The organism is Acidimicrobiales bacterium (assembly GCA_030747595.1).
Taxonomy (GTDB): Bacteria; Actinomycetota; Acidimicrobiia; order Acidimicrobiales; family MedAcidi-G1; genus UBA9410.
This window is the reverse complement of sequence record JASLKK010000019.1, coordinates 1-25,111: the sequence shown is the minus strand read 5'-3', so window position 1 is coordinate 25,111 and position 25,111 is coordinate 1. Positions and strand designations below refer to the sequence as shown.

Genomic DNA, 25,111 nt, shown 5'->3' with positions numbered 1-25,111 from the left:
GTCGTGGGTGGCGGCGTCGATCACGCAGCCCTTGTCCACCTGCTCCTCGAATGCGACACCGAAGGCGCCCTGCCAGACCTCGTGAACGAGGTCCATGTCGCCTTCACACATCGAGGTGTACACCAGCGTCGAGTCAGCCGAGATGTACTCGACCGAGTTGCCGGTGGACTCCAGCATGGCGCCGACGGCGTAAACACCGGCGATCTGGCTGGACCAGTTGTGGATCGGCAGCTTGATCGGATCGCTGGAATCAGCCGCAGCGCTGTCGCTGCTGCTGTCGCTGCTGCTGTCGCTGCTGCTGTCGCTGCTGCTGTCGGTGCTGCTGTCGCTGCTGCTGTCGCTGGACGAGGCGGCGCTGCTGCTTCCGCTCGATCCGGCGTCGTCGCTGTCTGACCCGCAGGCCGATGCCACCATCGCCAAGGCGGCGAGAATGACGATGAATCGCTTCAACATGAAACGTTTTTCCCCTCTGTTGGTTGGGGGTCAGTACCGCACCCCACTGGTGTGTCCCAGAGCGCCCGCGTACGGGCCCCCATGAGACCGTCCGTCAGAGTAGTGATAAGTGCCGCTTGATTCAAGAAAAGCACCTACTGCGAGGAAACTCCTGTATCCAAGGGAAAGTCCTTGGGTCGCAGGGGAGCGTTGACGGACCTACTGGGGAACATCGGCGGCAGGCCCGCTGCTACCGTCCGCGCCGTCGCCGGGGTCCGACGCCCCGGTCTGAGCCGAACCTGGGAGCTGGCCGATGAAGATTGTCGCCATTGACGTGTTCCAGCACGACCTGCCCGTGAGGGGACCCGTGGAGGGTGCGCCCTACCGGATGGCGGTGCAGGACGTCTGGCACCTGGACACGACCATCGTTCGCCTCCAGTGCGACGACGGAACCGTGGGCTACGGAGAGACCTGCCCTCTGGGATCGACCTACCAGCCCCAGCACGCCCTGGGGGCCCGGGCCGCACTGGCCGAACTGGTCCCGCACCTCCTTGGACTGGACCCGACGGCAGTCGGCCGGGTGGAGGCGGCCATGGACGCCGCCCTCATGGGGCACCGGTACGCCAAGGCCGCCGTGGACGTGGCTTGCTGGGACGCCACCGGCAAGGCGTACGGGGTGCGGGTGTGCGACCTACTGGGCGGGGCCGTGCGCGAGCGGGTGCCGTCCTACCATGGGGTCCTGATCGCCTCACCGGAGGATTCGGCCGCCGATGCCGACGCCCGCCAGGCCGAGGGCTTCTTCCGGATCCAACTCAAGGTCGGTGGTCGACCGGTAGAGGAGGACGTCGCGGCGCTTCGAGCCGTGGCCGCCACGCTGCGTCCCGGTGTGCGCCTAGCCGCGGATGCGAACAAGGGGTGGGCTACCCGAGACGCCATTCAGGTGTCACAGGCCTGCCGGGACATCCCCATGGTGATCGAACAGCCATGCGACACCTATGAGGAGAACGCCTCGTTGGTCGGGAAGGTCTGCCACCCGATCTACCTGGACGAGTCGGCCACTGACCTAGGCGCGGTGGTGGCGGCTATTGGGCAGCGGGTGGCCGACGGGTTCGGTATGAAGGTCAGTCGGGTCGGAGGCATCAGCGCCATGCGGGCCGTGCGCGACGTGTGTGCGGCGGCCCGGCGGCCCCACACCGTGGACGACACGTGGGGTGGCGACTTGGTGGCCGCTGCTTCATTGCACGTGGGGGCCACCGTGGATCCGGCCAACTTTGAGGGAACGTGGATCGCCGAGCCCTACGTGGACGGCCACTACGACGTCGAGCACGGCATTCGTCTCGACGGCGGGTGGATCGACCTGCCACCCGGGCCCGGCCTGGGCATCACACCCGACGAGTCGCTCTGGGGTGACCCGGTCCTAAGTTTCAGCTGACGGGCGTGACCTCCATAAGGGGCAGCCGGTAGCCCAGTGGAGCATGGCGATGACTGCGGAGGAGAGGGTCTTCTTGTCACCTTGTCCACGGCTAGGCGAGGCGCTGCGTCACGCGGGTGGGTTCACGACCCGATGTCTAGCCCGAGTCCGCCATTGTCTGGGCGTCTGCCTGCCAACCGAGGGCGGCCGACAGTCGCCGGAGTCCGTCGTGAAGGTCGTCGCGTGCCACGGCGTTCAACGGGCCGAGGTCGCGGTCGAGGCGGACAACCAGGTCGGCGACCACGGCGGTGGCCAGGGAGCGACCTTCGGTGGTGGCGTCGATCAGGGTCCGTCGTCCGTCGCCCGGGTCGGCCGCCCGGACGACCAGCCCGCGGTCGACCAGTCGTTGAATGGTCTTGGTGGTGCCACCCGAGGTCTGGACGGTCCACCGGGCCAGATCGCCGGCGGTGAGGGTGTGTTCGCCGGCAAAAGCCACCCCGGCGAGGGCGCCGAACTCCGAGGTAGTCAGGCCGGTAGGCCCGAGGGCATCGGCCATCCAGACCTCCAACTCGCGGCCGGCCAGGTAGGCCCAGACGAGTATTCCGGCGGTGGTGGCGCTGCGGGCGGAATGGGCCGCGTCGCCCTCGGGCACGAGGCGGTCGACCGCCTGTTCCACCAGATCCAACTGCTCCGTCTGGTCCGCAGGTCCACCCATGGACGGGAGCCTAGCGGCGGGGTTGCAGATATCTTCCGGGGAAGATATCTTCCGGGGAAGGAACCTACCGGAGGACCACAATGGCATCGCCCGCCGACCAGACCCTGAGCGCCCCGACCCTTAGCGATATAGACCTGACCAATCCGGATGTGTTCGCCGAGCGAATGCCCCACGACTGGTTCGACTTGCTTCGGCGGGAGGCCCCGGTATGGCAGCACCCACCGACCGACGAGCACCCCGAGCCGTTCTGGGTGGTGTCGTCGTTCGAGCACATCTCCGAGGCCCACCGGTCGGGCACGCTCTTTTCCCACCAGACTGGTCCGGGACGCGACGGTGCGGGAGGCATCGCCCTGAACGACATCGCTGACGGGCGCGGGCCGGGCCTCCAGATGGTGATGACCGACCCGCCGCAGCACACCCGCTACCGCAAGCTGGTCAACACCGGCTTCACGCCCCGCATGGTCCGGCGCATGGAAGAGGTCATGCGTCTGCGGACCAACATCATCCTGGATCGCATCTGCGAGCAGGGAAGCGCCGACTTCGTCCTCGACGTGGCTGCTGAACTGCCGCTCATGGCAATCGCCGACATCATCGGCGTGCCCGACGAGGACCGTGAGCAGCTCCTGGACTGGTCCAACCGCACCATCGGCGGGAGCGACCCCGAGTACCAGGACGAGCCGACCGGCGACGAGGACTCCGATCACAGCACCACCTACGAGTCGGCCATGATCGAGATGGCCTTCTACGCGCACGGGTTGACCGACCAGAAGCGGGCCCAGCCCGAGGATGACCTGTGGACCGTCCTCACTTCGGCCACGGTCACGCTCGACGACGGCACGGTCACCGAGCTGACCGACCTCGAGCGTGACCTCTTCTTCACCCTGTTACTGGTGGCTGGCAACGAGACGACGCGCAACGCAATCTCACTAGGCCTGATGGGCTTCATGGACCATCCGGACCAGTGGGCCACAGTGGTCGAGACCGGCGAGATGACCGACGATGCGGTTGACGAGATCCTCCGGTACACCAGCCCGGTTAACTACTTCCGTCGGACGGCCACCGCCGACACCGAGCTGGGTGGGCAACAGATCCGGGCCGGCGACAAGGTCACACTCTGGTATCCGTCAGGCAACCGGGACGAGAAGGTCTACGACGACCCCCACCGCCTCGACCTGACCCGGACCGACAACCACCACCTGGCCTTCGGTGGCGGAGGGGCGCACTTCTGCCTGGGGGCCAACCTGGCCAAGCTGGAACTGAAGCTCATCTTCGAGGGCCTGGCTGCCCGGCTACCCGACATCACCATCACTGGTCCGGCCGATCGGCTCCGCATGAACTTCGTGAACGGCATCAAACACCTGCCGGTGGAGTTCACACCCAGTCAGCCGGTACTGACCACGTCCTCGGCCGGCTGATCCGGTCCGGCAAAGGGGTAGGTGTTCCGCCGGCCTCAGCGGTCGGTTTTCAGCAACTGGTTCCGGGGTCGTTGCGGAAGCGCACGCCGTCGGGTCGTGGTTGACCACAGCGTTCCAGCGCGGCGGCCCACGCCGGTGAAGCACCGAGGGCGGCCCGCAGAGCACGGATGAGCAGGCGACCCCTCAGCACAGCGCCCGGTCGACGTCGGATGCCCAGCACGTCGAGCACTGGTGTGGGGATGGTGGCCGCCGCGGCATCGTGGATGATCCGGTAGGCGAGGCGGACCGGCGCGTTCAGGGGTGGTCCGGCCAGGAAGCGCACGGCGTCGGCGCCCGCTGGAGACGGACCCAGAGACGGATGCTCGAGCAGCCACCCGGTAAGGGCGTCTGCTGTGTCGGGAAGCGGGCTGGCGCCCATACGGACGCCGAGGCGGACCTGTTCGGCCACGTAGGCGTCGGCGTCGGCATCGGCCATCGCCTCTGGTCCGAAGGTCCGGTGGGCCACCAGGAACGAGTCAACCAGCGCATTGTGGACCCATGCCTTCATCTCGGGATCGGCCGCTGAATAGGCCAGGCCACGGTGGGAGTTACCTGACACCGGACCGTGCAGGCGGCTGACGATGCCGACGGCATGGTCGACCTCGGGCAGCGAGCCGTAGGCGGTCGCCGTCACGTAGGACGCAGTCCGCGAGAGGCGGCCCAACGGGTCAGTCCGATACGACGAATGGTCGCCGACCCCCGATGCCACCTCGGGGTGGGCGGCCTGGACGATCAGCGCACGTACACCTCCGATAAAGGTCGAGCAGTCGCACATGACCCGCCAGGTGACCGAACCGGGACCGAACAGGCCGGGGTCGCCCGGATGATCGAAGGTTGAGGCCAGTGGGTCGGGGGCGTGGCTGAACAGCCCGACCGCCGCTTCGGTGACCCGGGCCCGCCAGATGCTCATCGGGTGCCTACTCCGGGGGAGCAGGCGAGGTTTAGGAACGCAGGACGGTTCGCCTGGTGCTGCACGTGGTGCATACGCCGGTCGGCTGGGCCGAGGCGCCGAACCGGTCGCAGACCAGCCCCACCACCTCGACCGCACCGGTCCGGTGGCATCTGGTGCACAACCCCGTCACCCTGTTGCGGACGTCCTGCCTCTGGATGGTCTTCATGCGAGCCCTCCTCATTGAGTACTCGGTCACTGTCCGTCGACGGCAACCCTCGCTGACCTCTCCCAATCATTTTCCCTCGTCGTCGGTACCCGGATCGGGGATCCCCGGGTCGGGAGGTGGCGGCAGGCCAACCTCGCCGGGCCGTAGCAGCAGGAACTCGATGCGCCGGTTAGCCGCCTTACCCGACTTGGTCAGGTTGTCGGCGATCGGGTCGGCATGGCCCATCCCCAGGGTGACCAGCCGATCGGGTTCCACACCCCGGGCCAGGAGCTGAGTTCGCACGGCATCGGCCCGCACGGCTGACAGGTGCAGGTTGTCTCCGGGGCTGCGTTCGTCACTGTCGGTATGGCCGATGATCTGCACACGGATGGCCGGTTCGAATAGCAGGAAAGCGCCCAGACGGTCGAGTGTGGGCACTGACTCGAGTGTGATGCGGTCGCCGCCGCTCTCGAACTGGATCGGGGGGTGGGCAGCCACCGCACTCAGCCGGGCCTGCAATACGAGGTCGGCCAGTGAGGCCGGGAGGTCGGGCACCGTGGTGCTGACCGGGACAAGGTCGTCGATGGGGGGCGGCACGAACAGACGGTTCTGGACGCTGATCACATCCGCCTGGGCGAAGGCCACCCGTTCGGCGGCCTCCCTTAGATCCGAGGTGGCCACTCGGCCCTCGAGGATGACGGTCCAGTCGACGACCCGGACTTCCACGGTGGGCAGGCCGGCCTGGACCATGGCCCCCTGCACGGTGGCGGTCAGGTCCTGTTCGGTGGCCTGCTCGCTGGCCGGTTCGTCGCTTCCCAGGAGAATCACCGCGAAGAAGGCGACGACAATCAATCCGAGTAGCCACGTGCCGGGGCTACCGGGGAGGCCGCCGGGGGAGCGTCGGGACCCGCCCCTGGGAGAAGACCCTCTGGGGGAGCGACCTCGGCCGCCGATGCCGAAGGCCGGTCCGAAGTCGCGACTACGCGACGAACGCGGGTCGCGCATCATGCCGGTCACCGGTGGGCCCCCGAGCCCGTGGTGTTGTGTTCGTCCTCTCTTCGCACGCCGTCAGGGTAGAGCGCTGGCGTGCGGGGAACGATCGGCTACCGGTCAGTTACAGGTCGGCCAGCGGGGCGACCACTGATTCGCCGAAGGCGGCGAGTGAGCCCTCGGGGTCTCGCCAGAACAGGAACGACGGCACAATGACCCGACTGACGCCCTTGTCAGCCAGCGCGGCGGCCGCGGCCACCGGATCCTCGCCGGCGGTCAGGTCGCCGGCCCACGTGACCTCGATGGCGTCCGGGTCACGATCGTGGGCCTCGGCTTCGTGGCGCATGATGTCCAGTAGATGGTCGAGATCGCCCTTGCCGGGCCAAAAACCGTCACCCAGCCGGCCGGCTCGCCGGGCCGCTGCATCGCTGTGGCCGCCGATCACGATGGGAACCGATCCGTTCACTGGCTTGGGGTTGGACGACACGCCGGAGAACGACACAAAGTCGCCGTCGAACGAGACGCTGTTGCCGCTCCAGAGGGTGCGCATGGCCGCCACGTACTCGTCGGTCCGGGCGCCGCGTCGCTCCCACGGGATGCCCAGGGCGTCGAACTCTTCACGCAGCCAGCCCACGCCAATTCCCAGGTCGACCCGGCCGCCGGTGAGGGCATCCATGGTGCCCAACTGCTTGGCCAGCACGACCGGGTTGCGTTCCGGGAGGATGAGGATCCCGGTGGCTAGACGGAGCGTCGAGGTGTGGGCGCCCACCCAGGTCAGCCAGGTCAGTGGGTCGGTGAGGTCGGTATCGGGCGCCATGGCCATCCGGCCCGAATCGTCGTAGGGGTAGGTCGACCCGTACTCGTCCGGATAGACGACGTGTTCGACGGTCCACAGCGAGTCGATACCCGCCGCCTCAGCGGCCGCGCCGACCGCCGCGGCCCCTTCGGCGCTGCCGAACGGCCCAATGTTTGCGAATGCGATACCGACCTTCATGTGGGTGCTCCCGTTGCTCGACGGACCGCCACTGATGGGGCGGACCCGTTACCGATCCTCAACGCTTGGGAGTCTGGCCGCCCATTCAGCGGCCCTCCCATTCGGGCGGGCGCTTCTCGGCCCAGGCGGTCCGGCCCTCGGTGGCGTCTGCGGTGGCGCCGGCCACTCGTCGCATGGTCTCGCCGAACCGCACGGCCTCGGTCCAGCCCATGTCCCGGGTTCGCACGGCGACCTCCTTGGTGGTTCGGGCGGCCAGGGGGGCAGCTCGGCAGAGGCGATCAGCCAGGGTCCGGGCTTCGGCCATGAGCTCGTCGTGGGGGACGACCCGCCAGACCAGGCCGATGTCCAATGCCCGCTGGGCGTCGATGGGCTCGCCGGTTAGGAGGAGCTCCATGGCGTCGGCCCATGCCACCTTGCGGGGTAGTCGGATGGCGCCCACGATGGTTGGGATGCCGATGCTCACCTCGGGCCAGGAGAAGGTGGCCCGTTCAGAAGCCACCACGAAGTCGCACGCCACGACGGCGGTGAGGCCGTAGCCCACGCACGCCCCGTTCACCGCTGCGATGGTCGGCTTGAACACCTCGAGGCCCGACTCGAAGGAGTTGATGGTTGGTGTCTCCCAGAAGGTCCCGGTGAAGTCACCTGTGGAGCCGGCGGGGTCGCGAAGGTCGGCTCCCCCGCAGAAGTGGCGGTCACCGGCCCCGGTCAGGACAGCCACCCAGGCCTCTTCGTCGGCCATGAATCGGTCCCAGGCGCCATTGAGGTCACGGCGCATGGCACCGTTGACGGTATTGGCTGCCTCGGGTCGGTGGTAGGTGATGGTGGCCACGTGGTCGTCGCGTCGGTAGGTGGCCGCCTCGCCGTAGGGCCCGTCGCTGGTTCTGTCGTCCATGGGTCGAAAGTAGCCGCGGGGCTTGGTGGGGCGCCCGGGTTCGTCGACGACTAGAATCTGACGGACCGTCAGAAACTTTGGGCGGCCCCTCGATTCGACCGGAAGCGCAACCTCCCCGATGAACCCGCTGTCAGAGAACCTGCCCTCAGAGAACGGGATCACCGAGATCCCGCCGATCATCAGCGTCGACGACCATATTGTCGAGCCACCCCACCTCTGGCAGGCCTGGCTGCCGGCGAAGTACCGCGACCGTGGGCCCCGGGTGGAGCGCCGCCGCCTCGGTGACATGACTTGGGTCGGAGGGGCGAAGATGTACGAGTACGAACTGGACGCCCCTGACGCCCCCTGGTGCGACATCTGGTTCTACGAGGACCTAGTGCATCCCAATAAACGCCACGTGGCCGCCGTCGGCTTCGACCGCGACGAGATGACCATGGCGCCCATCACGTATGACGAGATGCGGCCCGGTTGCTACGACCCAAAGGCCCGAGTCGAGGACATGAAGGTCAACCACGTCGAGGCTTCACTGTCTTTCCCGACCCTGCCCCGGTTCTGCGGCCAGACCTTCTACGAGGCGTCCGACCATGACCTCGGACTGGCCTGCGTGCAGGCCTACAACGACTACATGGTGGAGGAGTGGTGCGGTGATTCGGACGGCGCCCTGATCCCGCTCATCATCATCCCGCTGTGGGATGCCGGCCTGGCGGCCGCCGAGGTGCGCCGCAATGCCGAGAGGGGCTGCCATGCCGTCTGCTTTTCGGAGATCGCCCCCAACCTGGGCCTGCCGTCCATTCACACCGGTTACTGGGACCCGTTCTTCGAGGCGTGCCAGGACACCCAAACCACGGTCAACATGCATATTGGCTCGTCGTCGAAGATGCCGGCCGCTTCGCCGGACGCCCCGCCAGCCGTGGCCGCCTCGCTGAGCTTCAACAATGCCATCGCCTCGATGAGCGACTTTCTATTCTCCGGCGTGCTGGTTCGCTTCCCCGAACTGAAGTTGGCCTACAGCGAGGGTCAGATCGGCTGGATCCCGTACATCCTCGAGCGGGCCGACGATGTCTGGAAGGAACACCGTGCGTGGGGCGGAGTGGCCGACATCATCCCCGAGCCGCCGTCTACCTATTACTACCGCCAGATGTTCGGTTGTTTCTTCCGGGACAACCACGGGCTGCGGTCTCTCGATGAGGTCGGGGTGGACAACATCACCTTCGAGACCGACTATCCACACACCGACACCACCTGGCCTCACACCAAGCAGGTGGCCACCGACATGATGGGCCACCTCCCGGCCGACGTGGTGTGGAAGATCGTGCGGGGCAACGCCGCCCGCATGCTGAGTCTCGACATCGAGCCCTGCCCCACCGTCTGAGGGCAGCTGAACTGGGTCCTTCGTAGACTCGTTCCATGACTGAGACGGCCAGACAGGACGCGTCCAGCGACGGGTTCGCTGTGGACCCGTCCACCGGGGAGCGCCTCAGCGCCATCCTGCTGGAGGACGATTGCGTGCCCGGTCTCTGGGCCTCGGTGGACTCGGGCGAGATGGACGACCTGGTGCCCGAGTTGGCGGCCCTCCGAATGGAGCAGGATCCCATCCATCGGCACAAGGACGTCCTCAGCCACACCATCGCCGTGGTGGCCAAGACCGAGCCCGATCTCACCGTGCGCCTCGCCGCGTTGTTTCACGACATTGCAAAGCCGCGGACTCGCAGCTTCGAACATGGCGGGGTGACCTTCCGTCACCACGAGGTGGTGGGGGCCCGTATGGCTCGTCGCCGTCTCGCCGCCATGGGATATTCCGAACTGGTGATCGACGAGGTGGCTGAGATGGTTCGGCTCTCGGGCCGCTTCAAGGGCTACGCCGACGGCTGGTCGGATGCCGCGGTCCGACGCTACGCCCGCGATGCCGGTCCATTGCTGGGGCGACTCAACCACCTCATCCGCTGTGACTGCACGACCCGCAACAAGGCCAGGGCGGCCGGCATCCAGGCCCTCATGGACGACCTGGAGTTCCGGATCGCCGAACTGGCCGAACAGGCACGGGTGGCCGCCGAGCGGCCAGGCATGGACGGCGCGGCGGTGATGGCACACCTGGGCATCGGGCCAGGGCGCGAGATCGGTGAGGCGCTGGCCTTCCTACTGGCCCTCAAGCGGTCCGAGGGAGAAATGGAACAGTCAGAGATGGAGGCCCGCCTCGACGTTTGGTGGAGCGAGCGTTCCTGATTGACGAAACCCGGTCCAGAGCGACCGGGGACCGGCCGTCCCGTCAGTCGGTGACGACCTCGCGGGTCTCGTCAAACACGTCAGAGGTGAGCCATTCGGCCACCTGGGCCATGCCGGTTTCCGACAGGTGCACCCCGTCGTCGCGGATCTCGCGTTCGCGCGCTGTGCCGTTCAGCCCAGTGAACTCCCGGTAGGGCACCAAGGTCACGAAGTCGAGATCAGCGGTGGCCGAACGGACTAGGTCGTTTAGCCCGTCGATTCGGTCCGGGTGGTTCTGGGGTCGAATCTCGCGGCGGATGTGGGCGCCCTCCAGCCAGTACACGTGGGCGCCCGCGGCTCCGAGCACCTCGCTGCCCAAGCGGTACTCGGCGGAGATGTAGTCGTCGTAGGCCGGAACCCCGACCCATACCCATTCGTCGCCCAGTGACGGCACCAACCGGTCGGTGACGTCCCACGCCGTGACATGGCCAAGCACCACGTCGGGTTGGAAGGCGGCCACGGCCGAAGGCCACGAGACCACCTCGGAGTCGAGCATCACGTGGGTGGGCACCGACTCGTTCCACGCCGAGCAGATCTCGCCCACCGGACCCTCGTCCCCCTCGGGAATCCGCTTCAGGCCGTGGCGACCGACCACGCAACCCAAATGGGACTCGTTGAGGACCACCATGCGGCCCGGGTGTTCGAGGGCCCAGCCGCAGAGGGCCTCGCCGATCTGGAGGGCGACCGAGTCACCCACCACCAGCACCCGGAGCTGGCCGTCGCTCGGCGGCGGGAGCAGTCCCTGTTCGACACACGGGCTGGTCGACGGGGCGAAGGCGCCGCCCTCGGCCGGACGGGTGTTAACCCACAGGAGGCCGATGAGGATGAGCACCACGGCCGTGGCGCCGGCCGCCGTGCCGCTTACAGCGGTCATCTTCCGGTTCACGAACGGGAAACGACGCTTCATGACCGGCTGCTCGACGAGGTAGAAGCTGGCTGCCGCCGTGCCGAAGGTGATGGCCAGGTGTATCCAGACCAGGTTGTTGCCTTCCACGACGGCCACCCCGGGTATGAGGCGTCCGGCGCGGGCCGGTGTGACCAGCAGGTAGATCGGCCAGTGGTACAGATAGAGCCCGTAGCTGATCTTCCCCACCCAGCGGATGAGCGTCGACTCCAGGAACCAGTGCAGCGGGCCGACCTGGGCTCGCGCCGCCCCGTACCAGAACCAGCCGACGCCCACGCCAAGGAGGTATGGCCAATGGTCGAACGCCGTGTTGCCCCGGGCCACGCTGACCACCGCCCAACCGGCGGTGAACAGGCCGGCGTAGAGGGCGCCACACGCGAGGCGGCCGGCCCACGGGGCGTCGTCGGCTGACAGGAAGGGGGGAAGGCCGCGGTGCCACGGCGCTTCACCGGGCTGGGCCACCCCGTAGATCATCAAACACGAGATGCCTGCTACCAGGAGGAAGCCGCCGTGCTCAAACATCCAGGCATCCCGCTCGGAGATCTCGAAGATGGCCCACGTGAAGAAGATGGTCGCCGCGTACGCGCTGGCCACCCAGGCCAGCTGGCCGGCCCGGCTTCGCACCGGTCCGTACATCCGGACGGCCACGGCGAGGATGATCCCGGCGAACAGGGAGTGAGCCCGGGTGTCGGTGCCGTAGTACACCCGTGACGGGTCTCCGTGCCCCGGATAGAGGTGGCCCATCCACCAGGTGGAGGCCGCCGTGCCGGCGATCATGGTGACCAGCAGGGCCAGGTTGGCTCGTCGCTTGAACAGGACCAGGACGGCGGTGAGGTACAGCGGGGCGAAGATGTAGAACTGCTCTTCGATCGAGAACGACCACACGTGGCGAAGCGGGGAGTGCTGGAAGTCCTCGAAATACGAGACGTCGGAGAAGATCTCGTACCAGTTGGCGCTGTAGGTCAGCGTCGAGAAGATCGCCCCGGTCCAACGGGCGAACTCGCCCGGTGGGACGACGAGTACCAGGTAGATGGTGAGCAGCCCGAGGGCCACGAACAGGGCTGGGAGCAGCCGGCGGGCCCGCCTACCGGCGTAAGCCTTCAGGTCGATGTGACCCGTGGACTCGAACTCGTTCAGGGCGATGGAGATGATCAGGTAACTGGACAGTGTGAAGAACAGGTCGATGCCCAGGATGCCGCCGGTGACCGTGTCGGTGGCGGCGTGGTACAGCAGCGGGCCGATGACGACCCAGATGCCCCGGATGCCGTCGAGGCCCGGGATGTAGGAGAAGCGAGGGCGTGCCCCGTCGGCGGCCATGCGGCGCTGACGCTATCGGTCGGCCGGGTCGACACCCGGCAATCCACACGGGGTGAGGACCCGCCACGTAGCGGTACCGCCGACGTCGCAGAAACGGTCGGCAACCACTGCGGCGGGTGCCGGGTCGCCGGGAAACACCGAGGCGTTGGGTTCGGACCAGCCGTCGAAGCGGTCGGTGAGGACCAGTACGTCGGCGGCGGCCAGGTCGGCGGCCAGCCCACTCCCTTGACGGTTGGCCAGACCGGGGTTCATCTCGATGTGGCGGCTGGCCGGCACCAGGTCGGGGAGCAGGAAGTAGAGGGAGGTGTCGCTGTAGTTGGTCCGGGTCAGGTCCGCGGGACCGACGAACAACCGATCGCCGGGACGGGTCAGCGCATCGACGAGGCCCACCAGTCGGTCGATCTCATCGGCCACCGCCTCGGCCCCCGACCCCCGGCCCACAGGCAGGGTGCGGCCGTCGTGGACCACGGTCGCCGTGGAACCATCCAGAGGTCGGTCAGTGAAGGCGTCGATGGTGAAGCGGCCGATGTGGTGGGGGGCTAGCAGGGCCAGTCCGCCCAGGATGGCGGCCAGAGCGATCGGTGGGGCCAGGTGGCGGGCCGAACGGCCGAGGCGCATACCCGAGAAGCGCCCAGGGAGGCGACCCAGCAGGGCTCCCAGTGGTTCGGCGATGGCCACCACGCCGACGGCCACCGTCCACGCTCCGACGAACTTGAGGTGGTTGGGGCTGGGCCGCTGCAACACCATGGGGACGAGCGCCGCGCCGACCACCGCCATGGTGGTCAGGCGTGACCGGGCCGAGCCCCGCCAGCGCCACGCCATCACCAAGAGGACCACCGTGGAGGCCAGCAGGAGCCAGAACAGAGCGGTGATCTGGGCGGGTCGGTCCAGGCCCGGGAAACGCGACGGGCCACGCACCAGGTCGTCGAGGCGGGCGAAGAAGTCGCCGCTGTCATTCGGATCCGGAGGCAGCGGTAGGCGTCGTCCGGCCCGGAGCCGCACCACCGGGTCGAGCACCATGCCCTCGAACATGACGCGGGGTCCGACCAGCACCATGTGGAGGAGGAAGGGGAAGAGGCCAGCCACCAGACCGGTGCCCAGGCGGGCCCGGCGTTCGTCGGTGGCCGAAAGGAATGCGGGAACCACCACGAGCAGTACGGCGGGGGCCAGCACGACCTGATGGAACGCGGCGAGTCCGCACAGGCTGGCGCCTACCGCTGCGGTGCGGCGGTCCTCGCCGTCCAGCACCAGTGCGGTACCGGCAGCCAGTAGGCCGAGGCCGGCCACCCACGGGTAGGCAATGAGGCCGAACGGGGCCAACACGGCCCAGGTGGCCAGCGTGGTGCATGCCGCGGTCGACAGTCCCCAGCGGCGGGCCAGTCGGTGGATGCCCCACAGCAAGAGGAGGCGGTAGCCGAGGCCGACCAGGCGCTCGACGACCACCGAGGTGCCGAACACCGAGAAGGCGCCCGCCACCGTCCAGACGCTGCCTGGGGCATAGAGGTACGACACGTCGGCATGGGGTAGTCGACCGTCGAGGATCCCGGACGCCACGACGAGGACGGTGCCCTCCTCCATGGTGGTGGCGCCCGTGCCCAGCATGCGGGCCAGTGGGACCAGTACGGCGACCAGTGGAACCAGCAACGAGACCGCTTCGAACCAGGGGACGCGGCGGTCGGGGAAGTCCATGGCCGCCGATCCTACGGAACCCCTCGCCCCTGATCGGGTGAGCCGGTCAGCCTGGTCCGGTCAATCAGGACCGATCAACCCAGGCTGAGGGGCTCGGTTCCTGGTAGCCGGTGACCGGATCGGCCACCGGGGACCGTCAGTGGTCGGCGGGAATCCTGACTGTCTCGGTGTCGGTGCCCGAACGGAGCACGACGCCCGGAAGACCACCGGCGGGTTGGCCGTCGACGATGGTGCACGTGCCGTTGACGTAGACCCGCTCGATGCCGAACGCATCGGCGTACAGGCGGGGGCTGTTTCCGGGTAGGTCGTGCTTCAGGTGGAACTCGCCGGCTCCGACCGTCTCGGGATCGAAGACGACCACGTCGGCGTGCCAGCCCTCGGTGAGGCGACCCCGCTCGACGAGGCCGAAGAAGCGGGCTGGCACGTCGGTCATGTGGGCAATGGCGCCCTCGACGGTGGCCAGGCCCTGGCCGCGAATGCAGTCGGCCAGCCACTGGGTGGTGTAGCTGGCACCGGCCATACGGTCGAGGTGGGCGCCGGCGTCCGAGCCGCCGATCATCACGTGGTCATGGTCCCAGGCGGTCTGACGCATGATCCAGCTGGCCGGGTCGTCGTCGGTGGGCCCGGGCCACAGCACGGTGCGAAGGTCATCGGCCAACACGACGTCGAGCAGCGTGTAGAAGTCGCGCTGCCCCCGCTCGCGGGCGACGTCGCCGATGAGGCGACCCTTGAGGCCCTCGTTGGGCTCGGAGTAGGTATCGCCGATGCGGTAGCGGCCCCAGCCGGTGAGGCGGGAGAACACGCCGGCGTCGGGAGAGGCGGCCCGGGTCTCGAGGTGGCGGCGGGTGTCGGGGTCCGACAGGGCGGCCACCTTCTCGTCGTGGGGGAGGTTCATGACCTCGCTCCAGTCGGGCAGCGAGTAGAGGGCGCAGAACGTGTGGAAGTGCATGTTCATACCCACGAGGACCGGCATGGTCAGGGCCATGGCTTTACCGCCGGCCTCGGCCACCTCGTCGCATGCCCGGAGCTGGTTTCGGTAGTCGTCGGGTCGGGCGGCGTCGATGGTCAGGACGTTCCAGTTGACGGGTCGTCGGGCGGCGAGTGACATCCGGGTCATGAGGTCGACCTCGTCCTCGCGGAAACCGTTCATGCAGCCGTCGGCCACCCATTCCAGTGTGGTGCCGGGATGGTCGGCCACTACGGCACACAGGGCCTCGACCTCGTCGGCCGCTGCGGTCCGTGATGGCACCGGCAGGCCGTCACCGTCGCTGTGGGTGAACGACCGGCTGGTCGAGAATCCAAGGCCCCCGGCGGCAAGTGAGTCGGCGAGCAGGGCCTTCATGGCGTCGATCTCGGCGGGGGTGGCCTCGCGGCTGGTGGCGTCGTCCTTCATAACGGTGCGCCGGATGGCGCTGTGGCCGACCATGCCGGCCACGTTCACCCCGAGGTTTCCCTCGAAGCGGTCGAGGAACTCGCCGAACGTCCGCCAGTTCCAGTCGAGGCCCTCGGCCAAGGCGGCCGGCGACATGCCTTCTACCTTGACGAGCATGGCGGCGAGGTAGTCGGCGTCGGACTGGTCACCGATCGGGGCGATGGTGAAGCCACAGTTGCCCATGACCATGCTGGTGATGCCGTGCTGGCTCGATGGCGTGGCGTAGGGGTCCCAGAACAACTGGGCGTCGTAGTGGGTGTGGGGGTCGACGAAGCCTGGGCACACGATGCGGCCGGTGGCGTTGTGGACCTCGGCGGCCTCGGGGAGCGAGCCGTCAGATTCGGTGAGATCGCCAATGGCGCTGATTCGGCCGTCGGTAACCGCCACATCGGCCCGGGTCCCCGGGGCACCAGTGCCGTCCACCACGGTGCCGCCGTGGATCAGGAGGTCGTACATGCGACGAGGCTAACCCTCGGTATCCGCCGTTTCCTGACGGAGTGTCAGATTTTTGCTGTCGACCCGAACAGGCGTGGACGGCTCCGGTGGGGGACGATCCCACCAGGGAAGAAGATTCCGGCAGGGAGGAACCCACCATGGAGCACCAGGTGCCGAACGACGGATCGTCGAACCACGGATCGGCTGATGACGGACCGGTCTGGATCGAGGGCGTGCTGGCCGATCTGACGCTGGATGAGAAGGTCGACCTCATGTCGGGGCGCGACCTGTGGTCGGTGCGCCCGGTGGAGCGCCTCGGCCTCCCAGCGCTGAAGGTGTGCGACGGGCCGGCGGGGGCCCGGGGCACCGGCCTGCTGGGCACCGGCATTCCAGCGCTGTGCATCCCGTGCGGCACGGCACTGGGTGCTACTTGGAACCCCGACCTGGTCGAGGAGTTGGGTGGTGCACTGGCCGCCGAGACGCGGGCCCGGGGCAGCCACGTGCTACTGGCCCCCACGGTGAACCTGCACCGCACGCCGCTGGGCGGGCGGAGCTTTGAGTGCATGTCCGAAGATCCGGTGCTGACCGGGAAGATCGCCTCTGGTTACATCCGCGGCGTGCAGAGCGGCGGGGTGGCCACCACGGTCAAGCACTTCGTGGCCAACGATTCCGAGTTTGAGCGGACCACCATCTCGTCGGAGGTCGACGACCGGACTCTGCGGGAGGTGTCGTTACGTCCCTTCGAGATGGCGGTCACCGAGGGAGGGGCGTGGGGCGTGATGTCGTCCTACAACCGGATCAACGGGACGTACGCAGCGGAGCACCATCACCTCCTGACCACGGTGTTGCGCGGCGAATGGGACTTCGACGGGATCGTGGTATCAGACTGGTTCGGCGCAAAGTCGACGGCCGCCTCGGCGTCGGCTGGTTTGGATCTGGAGATGCCCGGACCACCCCGTTGGTACGGGGAGCGCCTGGTGAAGGCCGTGACGTCCGGCGAGGTTGCCGAGGCCACGATCGACGACGCGGTTCGACGCCTATTGCGGCTCATGCAGCGCACCGGTGCGGTGGGCGAACCCCACGACCGACCGGAACGGGAACTGGACGAGCCGACGCATCGGACGCTGGTCCGTCGGGCGGCCGCTGAGGGGTTCGTGCTGCTGAGAAATGAACCGGTGGGAGACGACCCGACAGTCGGAGCCCTACTGCCGCTGGACCCGTCGGGGATAGACCGTCTGGCCGTCATCGGCCCCAACGCGGCCACGGCCATGATCATGGGAGGCGGATCGGCCGCCCTGGTGGCCCAGCACATGACGGCACCGCTGGACGCCATCGTGGATCGCCTCGGCGATCGGATGGAGGTCGTCCACGAGTTGGGGGCGATCACCGAACGCTCGGCCCAACCGCTGGGCGGCCGGGCCACGGCCACGGCTGGTGGAGAGCGGGGTTTCGACGTCGAGTACTTCGACACCATGGACCGATCCGGACCGGTGGTCGGCACCAGGACGTTCCGGGATGGACGAATCCTGCACTTCGATGCCGCCCCGGGAGTCACCGACCTGCGGGAGTGCTCGTTCCGGGCCACCACCCGGTTCACGCCGGTGGTCGACGGCGAACATGTGCTGGCCCTCGTGCAGAGTGGGCGGGCCCGCCTGCTGGTCGACGGTGTGGTGGTGATCGACGGCGTGGACGATCCCATGGGCCCCGGCGACGAGTTCTTCGGTTTCGGAAGCGCCGAGCGGACTGCTGCGGTGATGCTGGCCGCGGGTCAACCGGTAGACGTCGTCATCGAGTGGACCGCCGAGGGTGCGGCCTTCCTGGGAGGGGTGAAGCTAGGCCTGCGGACCCCGGTGGCCGACGACCTCATGGACCGGGCGGTCGCCGCGGCGGGCGACGCCGACGTCGTGGTTCTGGTGGTGGGCACCAATCTGGACTGGGAGACCGAGGGGCGCGACCGTGAGTCGATGGACCTGCCCGGCGACCAGCCCGAGCTGATCCGTCGGGTATGCGCTGCCAACCCGCGCACCGTGGTGGTGGTCAACGCCGGTTCGGTGGTGACCAGCGACTGGGCCGAGAACGCACCGGCCGTGCTGGCCACATGGTTCGGCGGCCAGGAAATGGCCGATGCGCTGGTCGACGTCCTGGTGGGTGACGACGAGCCGTCGGGGCGTCTCCCGACCACCGTGCCCCACCGCCTGGCCGACACGCCGGCCTATCTCCACTACCCGGGTGAGAACGGACGGGTTGTCTACACCGAGGGGTTGTTCACCGGCTACCGGTGGTACGAGGCCCGTGACATTGACGTGGCCTTCCCTTTCGGACACGGGCTGTCCTATACCCGGTTTGAGTGGGGGACACCAACGGTGGATGCCCCCGACACGGTGGCTGATCTGGAGACGGGCCGCCCGGTGGTGGTAACCGTGGCTGTGCGCAACGTGGGCGACCGGGCGGGTTCGGAGGTGGTGCAGGCCTACGTGGGGTGTGACGCCCCCCGCCTGTCCCGACCGGCACGCGAGCTCCGGGGCCTGGCCAAGGTCAGACTGGAGCCGGGCGAGGAGCGGGAGGTCGAGCTGGTTCTGGACCATCGGGCCTTCACCTACTGGGATCCGGGCGACCCGTCGTACGCCGACCTGGCCGATGCGGCCCCGGTCGCCGCCGGGGCCGGTGCGGAGCGACGGACCGAGGCCGGCTGGGTGGTCGATTCGGGTATCCACCGAATCCACCTGGGGGCCTCATCGGCCGATATCCGGGCCGTGGCGACCGTCGACCTCGCGTGATCAGGGGATCGGCGGCCCGGGGCTAGCCTCACCGTCGACAATCGACCGGGGAGCTCGGGCCTTGTGCCGGGCTGAGAGGGCAGTGGCCGTTGTTCCAACGGGGGCACTGTCGACCCGACCTGAACCTGCTCCGGATAATGCCGGCGAAGGGAGATCCCATGTTGCGATCCCGATCCGTGTACTCGGCGGTCGGCCTTGCCGCGACGGTTCTCATCGGAGCCACCTCCTGTGGGGGCGACGGCGCCTCCACCACCGTTCCCATCACCTCCGGTGGGCCAGTCGTCGTCGAGGCACCGGCCAACACCGCTCCGACGGGGCTGGTCACCCTCATTGCCCATGACTCGTTCTGGGTGTCGGAGGGAACGTTGGCCGCCTTTACCGAGGCCACCGGCATCCAGGTCGTCCTCCAGACGGCCGGTGATACGGGCCAGATGGTCTCCTCGGCCATCCTGACGGTCGGCGATCCGCTGGGCGATGTCATGTTCGGCGTTGACAACACCTTCCTACAGCGGGCGCTGGACGCCGACCTGTTCGAGTCCTACGAGTCGTCGGCACTGTCCGGCGTGCCTGATGAACTCCAACTCGATGCCTCGCACCGGGTCACCCCGGTCGACTTCGGCGACGTCTGCGTCAACTACTGGATCGACTGGTTCGGCGACGATCTGGCCGCTCCGACCTCGCTTGACGACCTGGCCGACCCGGCGTACGCCGACCTACTGGTCGTGCAGAACCCGGAGACGTCGTCGCCCGGTCTGGCCTTCCTTCTAGCCACCATTGCCGAGTACGGCGACGGCTGGGAGGACTACTGGGCGGCGCTACGCGACAACGGTGTGGTGGTGACCGCGAGCTGGGAAGATGCCTACTACGGCGAGTTCGTAGCGGGCGGCGGCGATCGTCCGATCGTTGTCAGCTATGCCTCGAGTCCCCCAGCCGAGGTCATCTACGCTGATCCACCGATCGACACGCCGCCCACCGGCGTGGTCACCGACACCTGCTTCCGCCAGATCGAGTTCGCAGGGATCCTGGCTGGCACCAATCACCGGGTTGCCGCCGAGCTGCTAGTCGACTTCCTCCTCTCGCCGACCTTCCAGGAGGAAATCCCGCTGAACATGTTCGTCTTCCCGGCCCTAGCCACCGCCGAACTGCCGCCAACCTTCGTGGACTTCGTTGAACTGGCCGACGATCCACACGAGTTGGATCCCGCTGACATCGAGGCCCATCGCAACGACTGGTCCGAACGCTGGACAGAGATCGTCCTTCGGTGATCCCTTTGCGAAGGGCGCTCGCCGCGCTGGCTGTCGTAGTCCCAGCGGCCTTCCTGGGCATCTTCTTCCTGTATCCGGTCGGGTCGATCCTTGTCCGGGGGCTGGGGGCCGAAGGCTTGAGACGGCTGGTCGAGTTGCCGGGACGGTCGTCGTTCCGGGGCGTGGCCTGGTTCACCTTGTGGCAGGCCGTGGCCTCCACGGTGCTGACCGTGGCCGTAGCTCTGCCCGGTGCCCACCTGCTGGCCCGGCGGCGGTTCCGGGGACGGTCGTTGCTTCGCGCTGCGGCCACCGTGCCGTTCGTGCTACCCACCGTGGTGGTGGGTGGGGCGTTCCTGGCCCTGTTCGAGCGCCTCGGGCTGAATGACGGACCGTTGCGCCTGACCCGGACGGCCGGGGCGATCCTGGCCGCCCACGTGTTCTTCAACGTGGCCGTCGTCCTGCGAACGGTCGGTACCTTCTGGGAGGGGCTGGATCCCAGGGTTGCCGAGCAGGCCCGGGTGCTGGGGGCGTCGCCTGCTCAGGCCTTCCGGTGGGTGACATGGCCGCGGTTGTGGCCAGCGGTGGCCGCTGCGTCGGCGATCGTGTTCCTGTTCTGCTTCACGTCGTTCGGTGTGGTGCTGGTGCTAGGCGGTCCCACCCGGGCCACGCTGGAGACCGAGATTTGGCGCCACGCGGTGTTCCGGGGAGACCTGGCCTCAGCCACCGCGCTGGCCTTGGTACAACTGGCCGCCGTGGTGGCCATGGTGATGGTCACCAACCGCCTGCAGCGTCGGAGGGCTGTGGCCCAGCGGGTGGTGCGACGGGTGCCGCCCCCAAGGGCGTCGGGTCGGTTGTTGGCTGCCAATCTCGCCCTGCTGGGCGTGGTCCTTGGGCTCCCGATCGCCGTGCTGGTCGAGCGCTCACTAACCCGCGGTCGGAGCGGTGGCGGATGGGGAGGCTTCACGCTGGACCATTACGGCGCCCTGGCCGATCGTCTCTCCCTGCTTCCTGTCTCTGCGCTCGGGGCGTTACGCAACTCGCTGGTGTTCGCCGTGCTGGCCGCCGGCTTGGCCGTGGTGGTCGGCGGACTGGCCTCGGTAGTTGTGGTGCACGGGCGACGGACCGCGGCCCGCGCCTTCGACCTGGGGATGATGCTGCCGCTGGGCGCCTCGGCGGTGACCGTGGGCTTCGGCATGCTCATCGCCCTGAGTGAGCCGCCACTGGACTTCCGATCGTCGCGCTGGCTCGTGCCGGTGGCCCACGCCCTGATCGGTGTGCCGTTCGTGATGCGGGTGGTGGTGCCCACCCTGCGGGGCATCGACGTGCGCCTGCGCGAGGCGGCGGCCACCTTGGGTGCCGCTCCGGCCAGGGTGCGACGTGAGATTGACATGCCGATCGCTGCCCGGGCGCTGGCCGTGGGGGCCGGGTTCTCGTTCGCCGTCTCGCTGGGCGAGTTCGGCGCCACTTCCTTCCTGCCTCGGCATCCCGACCGTCTGACCGCGCCGTTGGTCCTGTTCCGGCTGTTGTCCCAGCCGGGCGACGCCCTGCGTGGCCAGGCAATGGCGTTGGCCGTGGTGCTGATGCTGGTCACAGCGCTCTCGGTGCTGGCCATCGAGGGATGGGGCCGACGGGGCACCGTGCGGGGAGACCTGTGACCGGCCGATCGGGGGGCGCTCGTCCCGGTGAATCCCCGGCGTCCGGTCTTGAGATAGAGGCCCTGTCGATGGCGTTTGACGGGGAGTCGGTGCTGTCCGGAGTGGACCTGATGGTGGCGCGAGGTGAGGTGGTGGTGCTCCTCGGCCCGTCGGGCTGCGGCAAGAGCACCCTGCTGCGGGCAGTCGCCGGCCTCGAACAACCGTTGGCCGGCCGGGTTTTGTGGGATGGCGAGGACCTGACCGATGTGCCGACCCACCAGCGGGGGTTCGGTCTGGTGTTCCAGGACCACGCCCTGTTCGGGCACCGGGACGTGGCCGGCAACGTGGCGTTCGGTCTCCGGGTGGCTGGCCTGGCCACCGAGGCGCGGGCCCACCGCGTGGCCCGTTCGTTGACCCTGGTCGGTCTCGAAGGATTCGAGGGTCGGCGGGTCGACACGTTGTCGGGCGGTGAGGCCCAGAGGGTGGCTCTGGCCCGTTCGTTGGCCGCTGCACCGCGGTTGCTGATGCTCGACGAGCCCCTCGGCTCGCTAGACCGGTCGCTACGAGAACGTCTGACCGCCGAACTGGGCGTGCTGCTTCGACGGTTGGGTCTGGCGGCGTTGCATGTCACCCATGACCGCGACGAGGCGTTCGCCCTGGCTGACCGGATTGCCGTGCTGGGTGCCGGACGGATCGACCGGATCGGCACTCCCGACGAGGTCTGGAACGACCCGGGCACCGTGCACGCTGCCCGTTGTCTGGGTCACGAGAACCTGATCGGGTTGGACGATGCTGGCGCGTGTGCCCTTGGGCGCCTGGGGTCGGGACCCGGCATCGTGTTGCTGCGATCCGACAGCCTGTCGGTCGGCACCCCCGGCGAGGGCGTGTCGGCCGTCGTGGTGGCGACGTCCCGCCGCTCCGGTCGGATGGTGGCTCACGTTCGGGTCGGCCGCCTCGAGGTCCGGGTGCCGGTCGACGAGTCGATACATGGTGTGAGCGTCGGTGACCCGGTGGGTCTCGTCATGGGCCACGACGCTGTCGTGCCCCTCAGCAGTTAGCCACTATTCGAAGGCGGGTGCCAGATCACCCTTGATCACCTTTCCCATGGTGTTGCGAGGGAACCTGTCCAGCACCAGCATCTGGTCGGGCACCTTGTAGCGGGCCAGGCGTTCCTGGCAGAACGACCGGACGTCGTCGACCAGGAGGTCCGGGTCGCCGTCGGCCCATGGCCCGGGCTCGGCCACCAGGCCGGCGGCTACCACCTCGCCGAGCCGATCGTCAACGAGGCCCAGCACGGCCACCTCGCGAACCCCCGGGTGGTCGAGCACTACCCGTTCGATCTCGGCCGGGTACACGTTGGCTCCGCCCCGCAGGATCATCTCGGTGCGTCGGCCCCGGATGACCAGTTGTCCGTGTTCGTCGAGGAAACCCAGGTCGCCGGTGTGGAGGACGCCGCCTCGTAGGGCCTCGGCGGTGGCGTCGGGCCGACCGAGGTAACCCAGCATGGGTGTCCACACCCCGGCCCACGGGCCGTGGGTCACAGGGGCGAGACAGATCTCGCCGGTGTCACCGTCGGGCAGGGACTGGTCCTCGTCGTCGACGATCACCACCCGCACGGGTTCGAGCGGGTAGCCCGCGCCGTCGGGTCGCATGGGTCGGCTGACGTGTTCACGGGTGACGCCGGTCGGGGCCTCGGTCAGGCCGTAGCCGACAATGGCCCGGGTGCCGAACTTGGCCTCCCAGGCGTCGCGGAGGACGGGCGGGGAATGCCCGGCGCCGATGATTGTCTGGGTGAGGGTGGTCAGGTCGTTCCGGTGGACGTCGGGGTGGGCCACCAGGTCATGGGCGATGGCCGGCACCAGGGTGACCCGATTGATCCGCTGGGTTCGGACCTCGGCAGCGAAACCCACGGCGTCGGTGCGTTCCACCAGCACGGCGGTCGTGCCACGGAGGTAGGCCCACAGGGGACCGAGCACCAGCATGTTGAGGATGGTCAAGGCCAGCGCGGTGCCGTGGCGCTCGCCAGGAACGGACGGGTAGGACCGTCGACTCGAGATGCCGGGCCACAGCAGGTTGTGCTGGGAGTGCACAGCGCCCTTGGGTCGACCAGTGGTACCCGATGTGTAGGCGATGGCCGCTGGGGCCTGCGGGTCGATGTCGATGGTGGGCGCCGGGTGTCCGGCGTCAACCAAATCGGCCCACGATCCAGATCCGTTGGTCGGGTCGACCACGAGGAGGTGCCGGTCGGCAGAGCGCCTGTCGAGAGCGGGTCCCCGGAGGCTGTCCGCCCGGTTATCGGTGGTCACCAGCAGGTTGACCTCGGAGTCGTCGAGCGTCCATGACACCTCGTCGGTTGTCAGATTGGTGTTGATGCCCAACCAGACGGCCCCCAGTCGTTGGGTAGCCAGAAAGGCCTCGACGAGGGCGATCCGGTTGGGGAGCGAGCAGGCCACCCGGTCGCCGGGCCTGATGCCCAGGGCTGTCAGGCCTCCGGCTGCCGCAGCCACCCGGGCATCCAGTTCGGCGTAGGTGAGCGCCTCCCCTCCATCAAGGGGGTCTCCGTGGATCAGTGCCTCTCGGTGGGGATGGTCCCGCACCCCGGCCGTCAGGGCCTCGGCGGTGGTGGCTGGGCCCTCGGGCAGCGGGGCCGGATGGTCACGGACCACTAGGCCGTGGTCGTCCACGGGTGGTCGTTCCCCGAAGTCGTCGCCTGCCACCCCGTAGAGGTTAGGAGCCCGGGTGTGGAGGGAACCCTCGAATGCCCAGTCTCCCTTCAGAGGAAACAACCACGCCTAAGAGGAAATCCGACGAATAGATGACAATCGGGTCCCTTGGCTAGCGGTCGGGGGTGGGACTGTCCTACGGTCCGGAGCCTCGGTCGGCAGTGGCGCGTGTCACAACGAACCGTGACGATGACATCCACATCTGGAGGGATTGGTTTATGAGAACGCGAACGCGTTGGTTGATGGCACTGGTGGCGGCATTCACGCTGCTTGCTGGTGCCTGTGGGTCCGATAGCGCGGACAGTGCTTCGTCTGGTAGTAGTTCGGCTTCGGCGACGACTGCTGCTCCGGCTGCGACTGCTGCTCCGGCGACGACTGCTGCGCCGGCTACGACGGCTGCGCCGGCTACGACGGCTGCGCCAGCTCAGGAAGAGGTCGGCACGGTTGCCGACCACCTGGGTGATGGAAGCCTCGGCGAGGTCCATGTCGGTGACGGCGAGGAAATCCAGATTCGTTCGCTGAACGCCATTTCCGGCGATGTGGCGTTCCTGGGCGTCCCGAACCAGCGTGGCGTCGAGTTGGCTGTTGCCGACTACGGCCCCATTGGTGGCCACGACGTGACCATTGGTACTGGTCTGGACGACCTTTGCAGCGCTGATGGTGGCCAGGCGGCTGCCCAGACGATCGTCGCTGACGAAGACGTTGTCGG

20 protein-coding genes and 1 riboswitch are annotated in these 25,111 nt (G+C 68.1%); of the genes, 10 read left to right on the top strand and 10 right to left on the bottom strand.

The window, feature by feature from the left end:
• The first annotated feature begins 232 nt into the window (after positions 1 to 232).
• A complete protein-coding gene (locus QF777_11370) occupies positions 233 to 538 on the top strand; it encodes a hypothetical protein (protein MDP6912144.1) in 306 nt (101 codons plus the stop codon).
• A gap of 207 nt (positions 539 to 745) precedes the next feature.
• Positions 746 to 1,864: a mandelate racemase/muconate lactonizing enzyme family protein gene (locus QF777_11365; GenBank protein MDP6912143.1), complete on the top strand. Its 1,119-nt coding sequence runs from the start codon at positions 746 to 748 to the stop codon at positions 1,862 to 1,864.
• A 136-nt stretch (positions 1,865 to 2,000) separates the two neighbouring features.
• Here the strand turns inward: QF777_11365 and QF777_11360 are convergent, their stop codons facing one another.
• Complete coding sequence (locus tag QF777_11360; protein ID MDP6912142.1) at positions 2,001 to 2,558, bottom strand: MarR family winged helix-turn-helix transcriptional regulator; 558 nt, start codon at positions 2,556 to 2,558, stop codon at positions 2,001 to 2,003.
• An 80-nt stretch (positions 2,559 to 2,638) separates the two neighbouring features.
• Between QF777_11360 and QF777_11355 the strand changes: the two genes are divergently transcribed.
• Positions 2,639 to 3,973 (top strand): cytochrome P450, encoded by a 1,335-nt coding sequence (locus QF777_11355; protein MDP6912141.1) that lies wholly within the window; start codon positions 2,639 to 2,641, stop codon positions 3,971 to 3,973.
• Positions 3,974 to 4,022: 49 nt separating this feature from the next.
• Here QF777_11355 and QF777_11350 read toward each other — a convergent pair whose 3' ends face one another.
• From QF777_11350 to QF777_11330, 5 genes are all read right to left on the bottom strand, one after another.
• Positions 4,023 to 4,922 carry an oxygenase MpaB family protein gene (locus QF777_11350; GenBank protein ID MDP6912140.1) on the bottom strand — a complete coding sequence of 300 codons (900 nt, stop codon included), beginning with the start codon at positions 4,920 to 4,922 and terminating at the stop codon, positions 4,023 to 4,025.
• Positions 4,923 to 4,953: 31 nt separating this feature from the next.
• The gene (locus QF777_11345) at positions 4,954 to 5,130 is read right to left on the bottom strand and encodes a hypothetical protein (GenBank protein ID MDP6912139.1); all 177 of its coding nucleotides are present in this window, start codon (positions 5,128 to 5,130) and stop codon (positions 4,954 to 4,956) included.
• A 66-nt stretch (positions 5,131 to 5,196) separates the two neighbouring features.
• Complete coding sequence (locus QF777_11340; GenBank protein ID MDP6912138.1) at positions 5,197 to 5,937, bottom strand: OmpA family protein; 741 nt, start codon at positions 5,935 to 5,937, stop codon at positions 5,197 to 5,199.
• Positions 5,938 to 6,223: 286 nt separating this feature from the next.
• Complete coding sequence (locus QF777_11335) at positions 6,224 to 7,093, bottom strand: LLM class F420-dependent oxidoreductase (GenBank protein MDP6912137.1); 870 nt, start codon at positions 7,091 to 7,093, stop codon at positions 6,224 to 6,226.
• Between the two features lie 85 nt (positions 7,094 to 7,178).
• Positions 7,179 to 7,985, bottom strand: a complete 807-nt coding sequence (locus QF777_11330) for an enoyl-CoA hydratase-related protein (protein ID MDP6912136.1) — start codon at positions 7,983 to 7,985, stop codon at positions 7,179 to 7,181.
• Positions 7,986 to 8,103: 118 nt separating this feature from the next.
• Here QF777_11330 and QF777_11325 point away from each other — a divergent pair, with 118 nt between their 5' ends.
• Positions 8,104 to 9,357 (top strand): amidohydrolase family protein, encoded by a 1,254-nt coding sequence (locus QF777_11325; GenBank protein MDP6912135.1) that lies wholly within the window; start codon positions 8,104 to 8,106, stop codon positions 9,355 to 9,357.
• Between the two features lie 35 nt (positions 9,358 to 9,392).
• The gene (locus QF777_11320) at positions 9,393 to 10,208 is read left to right on the top strand and encodes an HDIG domain-containing protein (GenBank protein MDP6912134.1); all 816 of its coding nucleotides are present in this window, start codon (positions 9,393 to 9,395) and stop codon (positions 10,206 to 10,208) included.
• A 43-nt stretch (positions 10,209 to 10,251) separates the two neighbouring features.
• On the opposite strand, the gene QF777_11315 is transcribed toward QF777_11320, so the two are convergent.
• From QF777_11315 to QF777_11305, 3 genes are all read right to left on the bottom strand, one after another.
• On the bottom strand, positions 10,252 to 12,468 hold the full coding sequence (locus QF777_11315; protein ID MDP6912133.1) for an acyltransferase family protein: 2,217 nt from the start codon (positions 12,466 to 12,468) through the stop codon (positions 10,252 to 10,254).
• Between the two features lie 12 nt (positions 12,469 to 12,480).
• The gene (locus QF777_11310) at positions 12,481 to 14,157 is read right to left on the bottom strand and encodes a hypothetical protein (protein MDP6912132.1); all 1,677 of its coding nucleotides are present in this window, start codon (positions 14,155 to 14,157) and stop codon (positions 12,481 to 12,483) included.
• A 136-nt stretch (positions 14,158 to 14,293) separates the two neighbouring features.
• Positions 14,294 to 16,045 carry an amidohydrolase family protein gene (locus QF777_11305; GenBank protein ID MDP6912131.1) on the bottom strand — a complete coding sequence of 584 codons (1,752 nt, stop codon included), beginning with the start codon at positions 16,043 to 16,045 and terminating at the stop codon, positions 14,294 to 14,296.
• Positions 16,046 to 16,182: 137 nt separating this feature from the next.
• Here QF777_11305 and QF777_11300 point away from each other — a divergent pair, with 137 nt between their 5' ends.
• The 4 genes from QF777_11300 (at position 16,183) to QF777_11285 (ending at position 22,737) form a co-directional block, all read left to right on the top strand.
• Positions 16,183 to 18,801 (top strand): glycoside hydrolase family 3 C-terminal domain-containing protein, encoded by a 2,619-nt coding sequence (locus QF777_11300; GenBank protein MDP6912130.1) that lies wholly within the window; start codon positions 16,183 to 16,185, stop codon positions 18,799 to 18,801.
• 36 nt (positions 18,802 to 18,837) lie between these two features.
• A riboswitch (TPP riboswitch) is annotated at positions 18,838 to 18,971 on the top strand.
• Positions 18,960 to 20,066, top strand: a complete 1,107-nt coding sequence (locus QF777_11295; GenBank protein MDP6912129.1) for a thiamine ABC transporter substrate-binding protein — start codon at positions 18,960 to 18,962, stop codon at positions 20,064 to 20,066. Its footprint overlaps the riboswitch before it by 12 nt.
• Positions 20,063 to 21,700, top strand: a complete 1,638-nt coding sequence (locus QF777_11290; protein ID MDP6912128.1) for an iron ABC transporter permease — start codon at positions 20,063 to 20,065, stop codon at positions 21,698 to 21,700. The genes QF777_11295 and QF777_11290 overlap by 4 nt, the downstream gene beginning before the upstream one ends.
• A gap of 68 nt (positions 21,701 to 21,768) precedes the next feature.
• Positions 21,769 to 22,737, top strand: coding sequence for an ABC transporter ATP-binding protein (locus QF777_11285; GenBank protein MDP6912127.1), 969 nt, complete (start codon positions 21,769 to 21,771; stop codon positions 22,735 to 22,737).
• 3 nt (positions 22,738 to 22,740) lie between these two features.
• Here the strand turns inward: QF777_11285 and QF777_11280 are convergent, their stop codons facing one another.
• Positions 22,741 to 24,396 (bottom strand): AMP-binding protein, encoded by a 1,656-nt coding sequence (locus tag QF777_11280; GenBank protein MDP6912126.1) that lies wholly within the window; start codon positions 24,394 to 24,396, stop codon positions 22,741 to 22,743.
• Between the two features lie 224 nt (positions 24,397 to 24,620).
• Here QF777_11280 and QF777_11275 point away from each other — a divergent pair.
• On the top strand, positions 24,621 to 25,111 hold a 491-nt coding region (locus QF777_11275), incomplete at its 3' end, for a hypothetical protein (protein ID MDP6912125.1).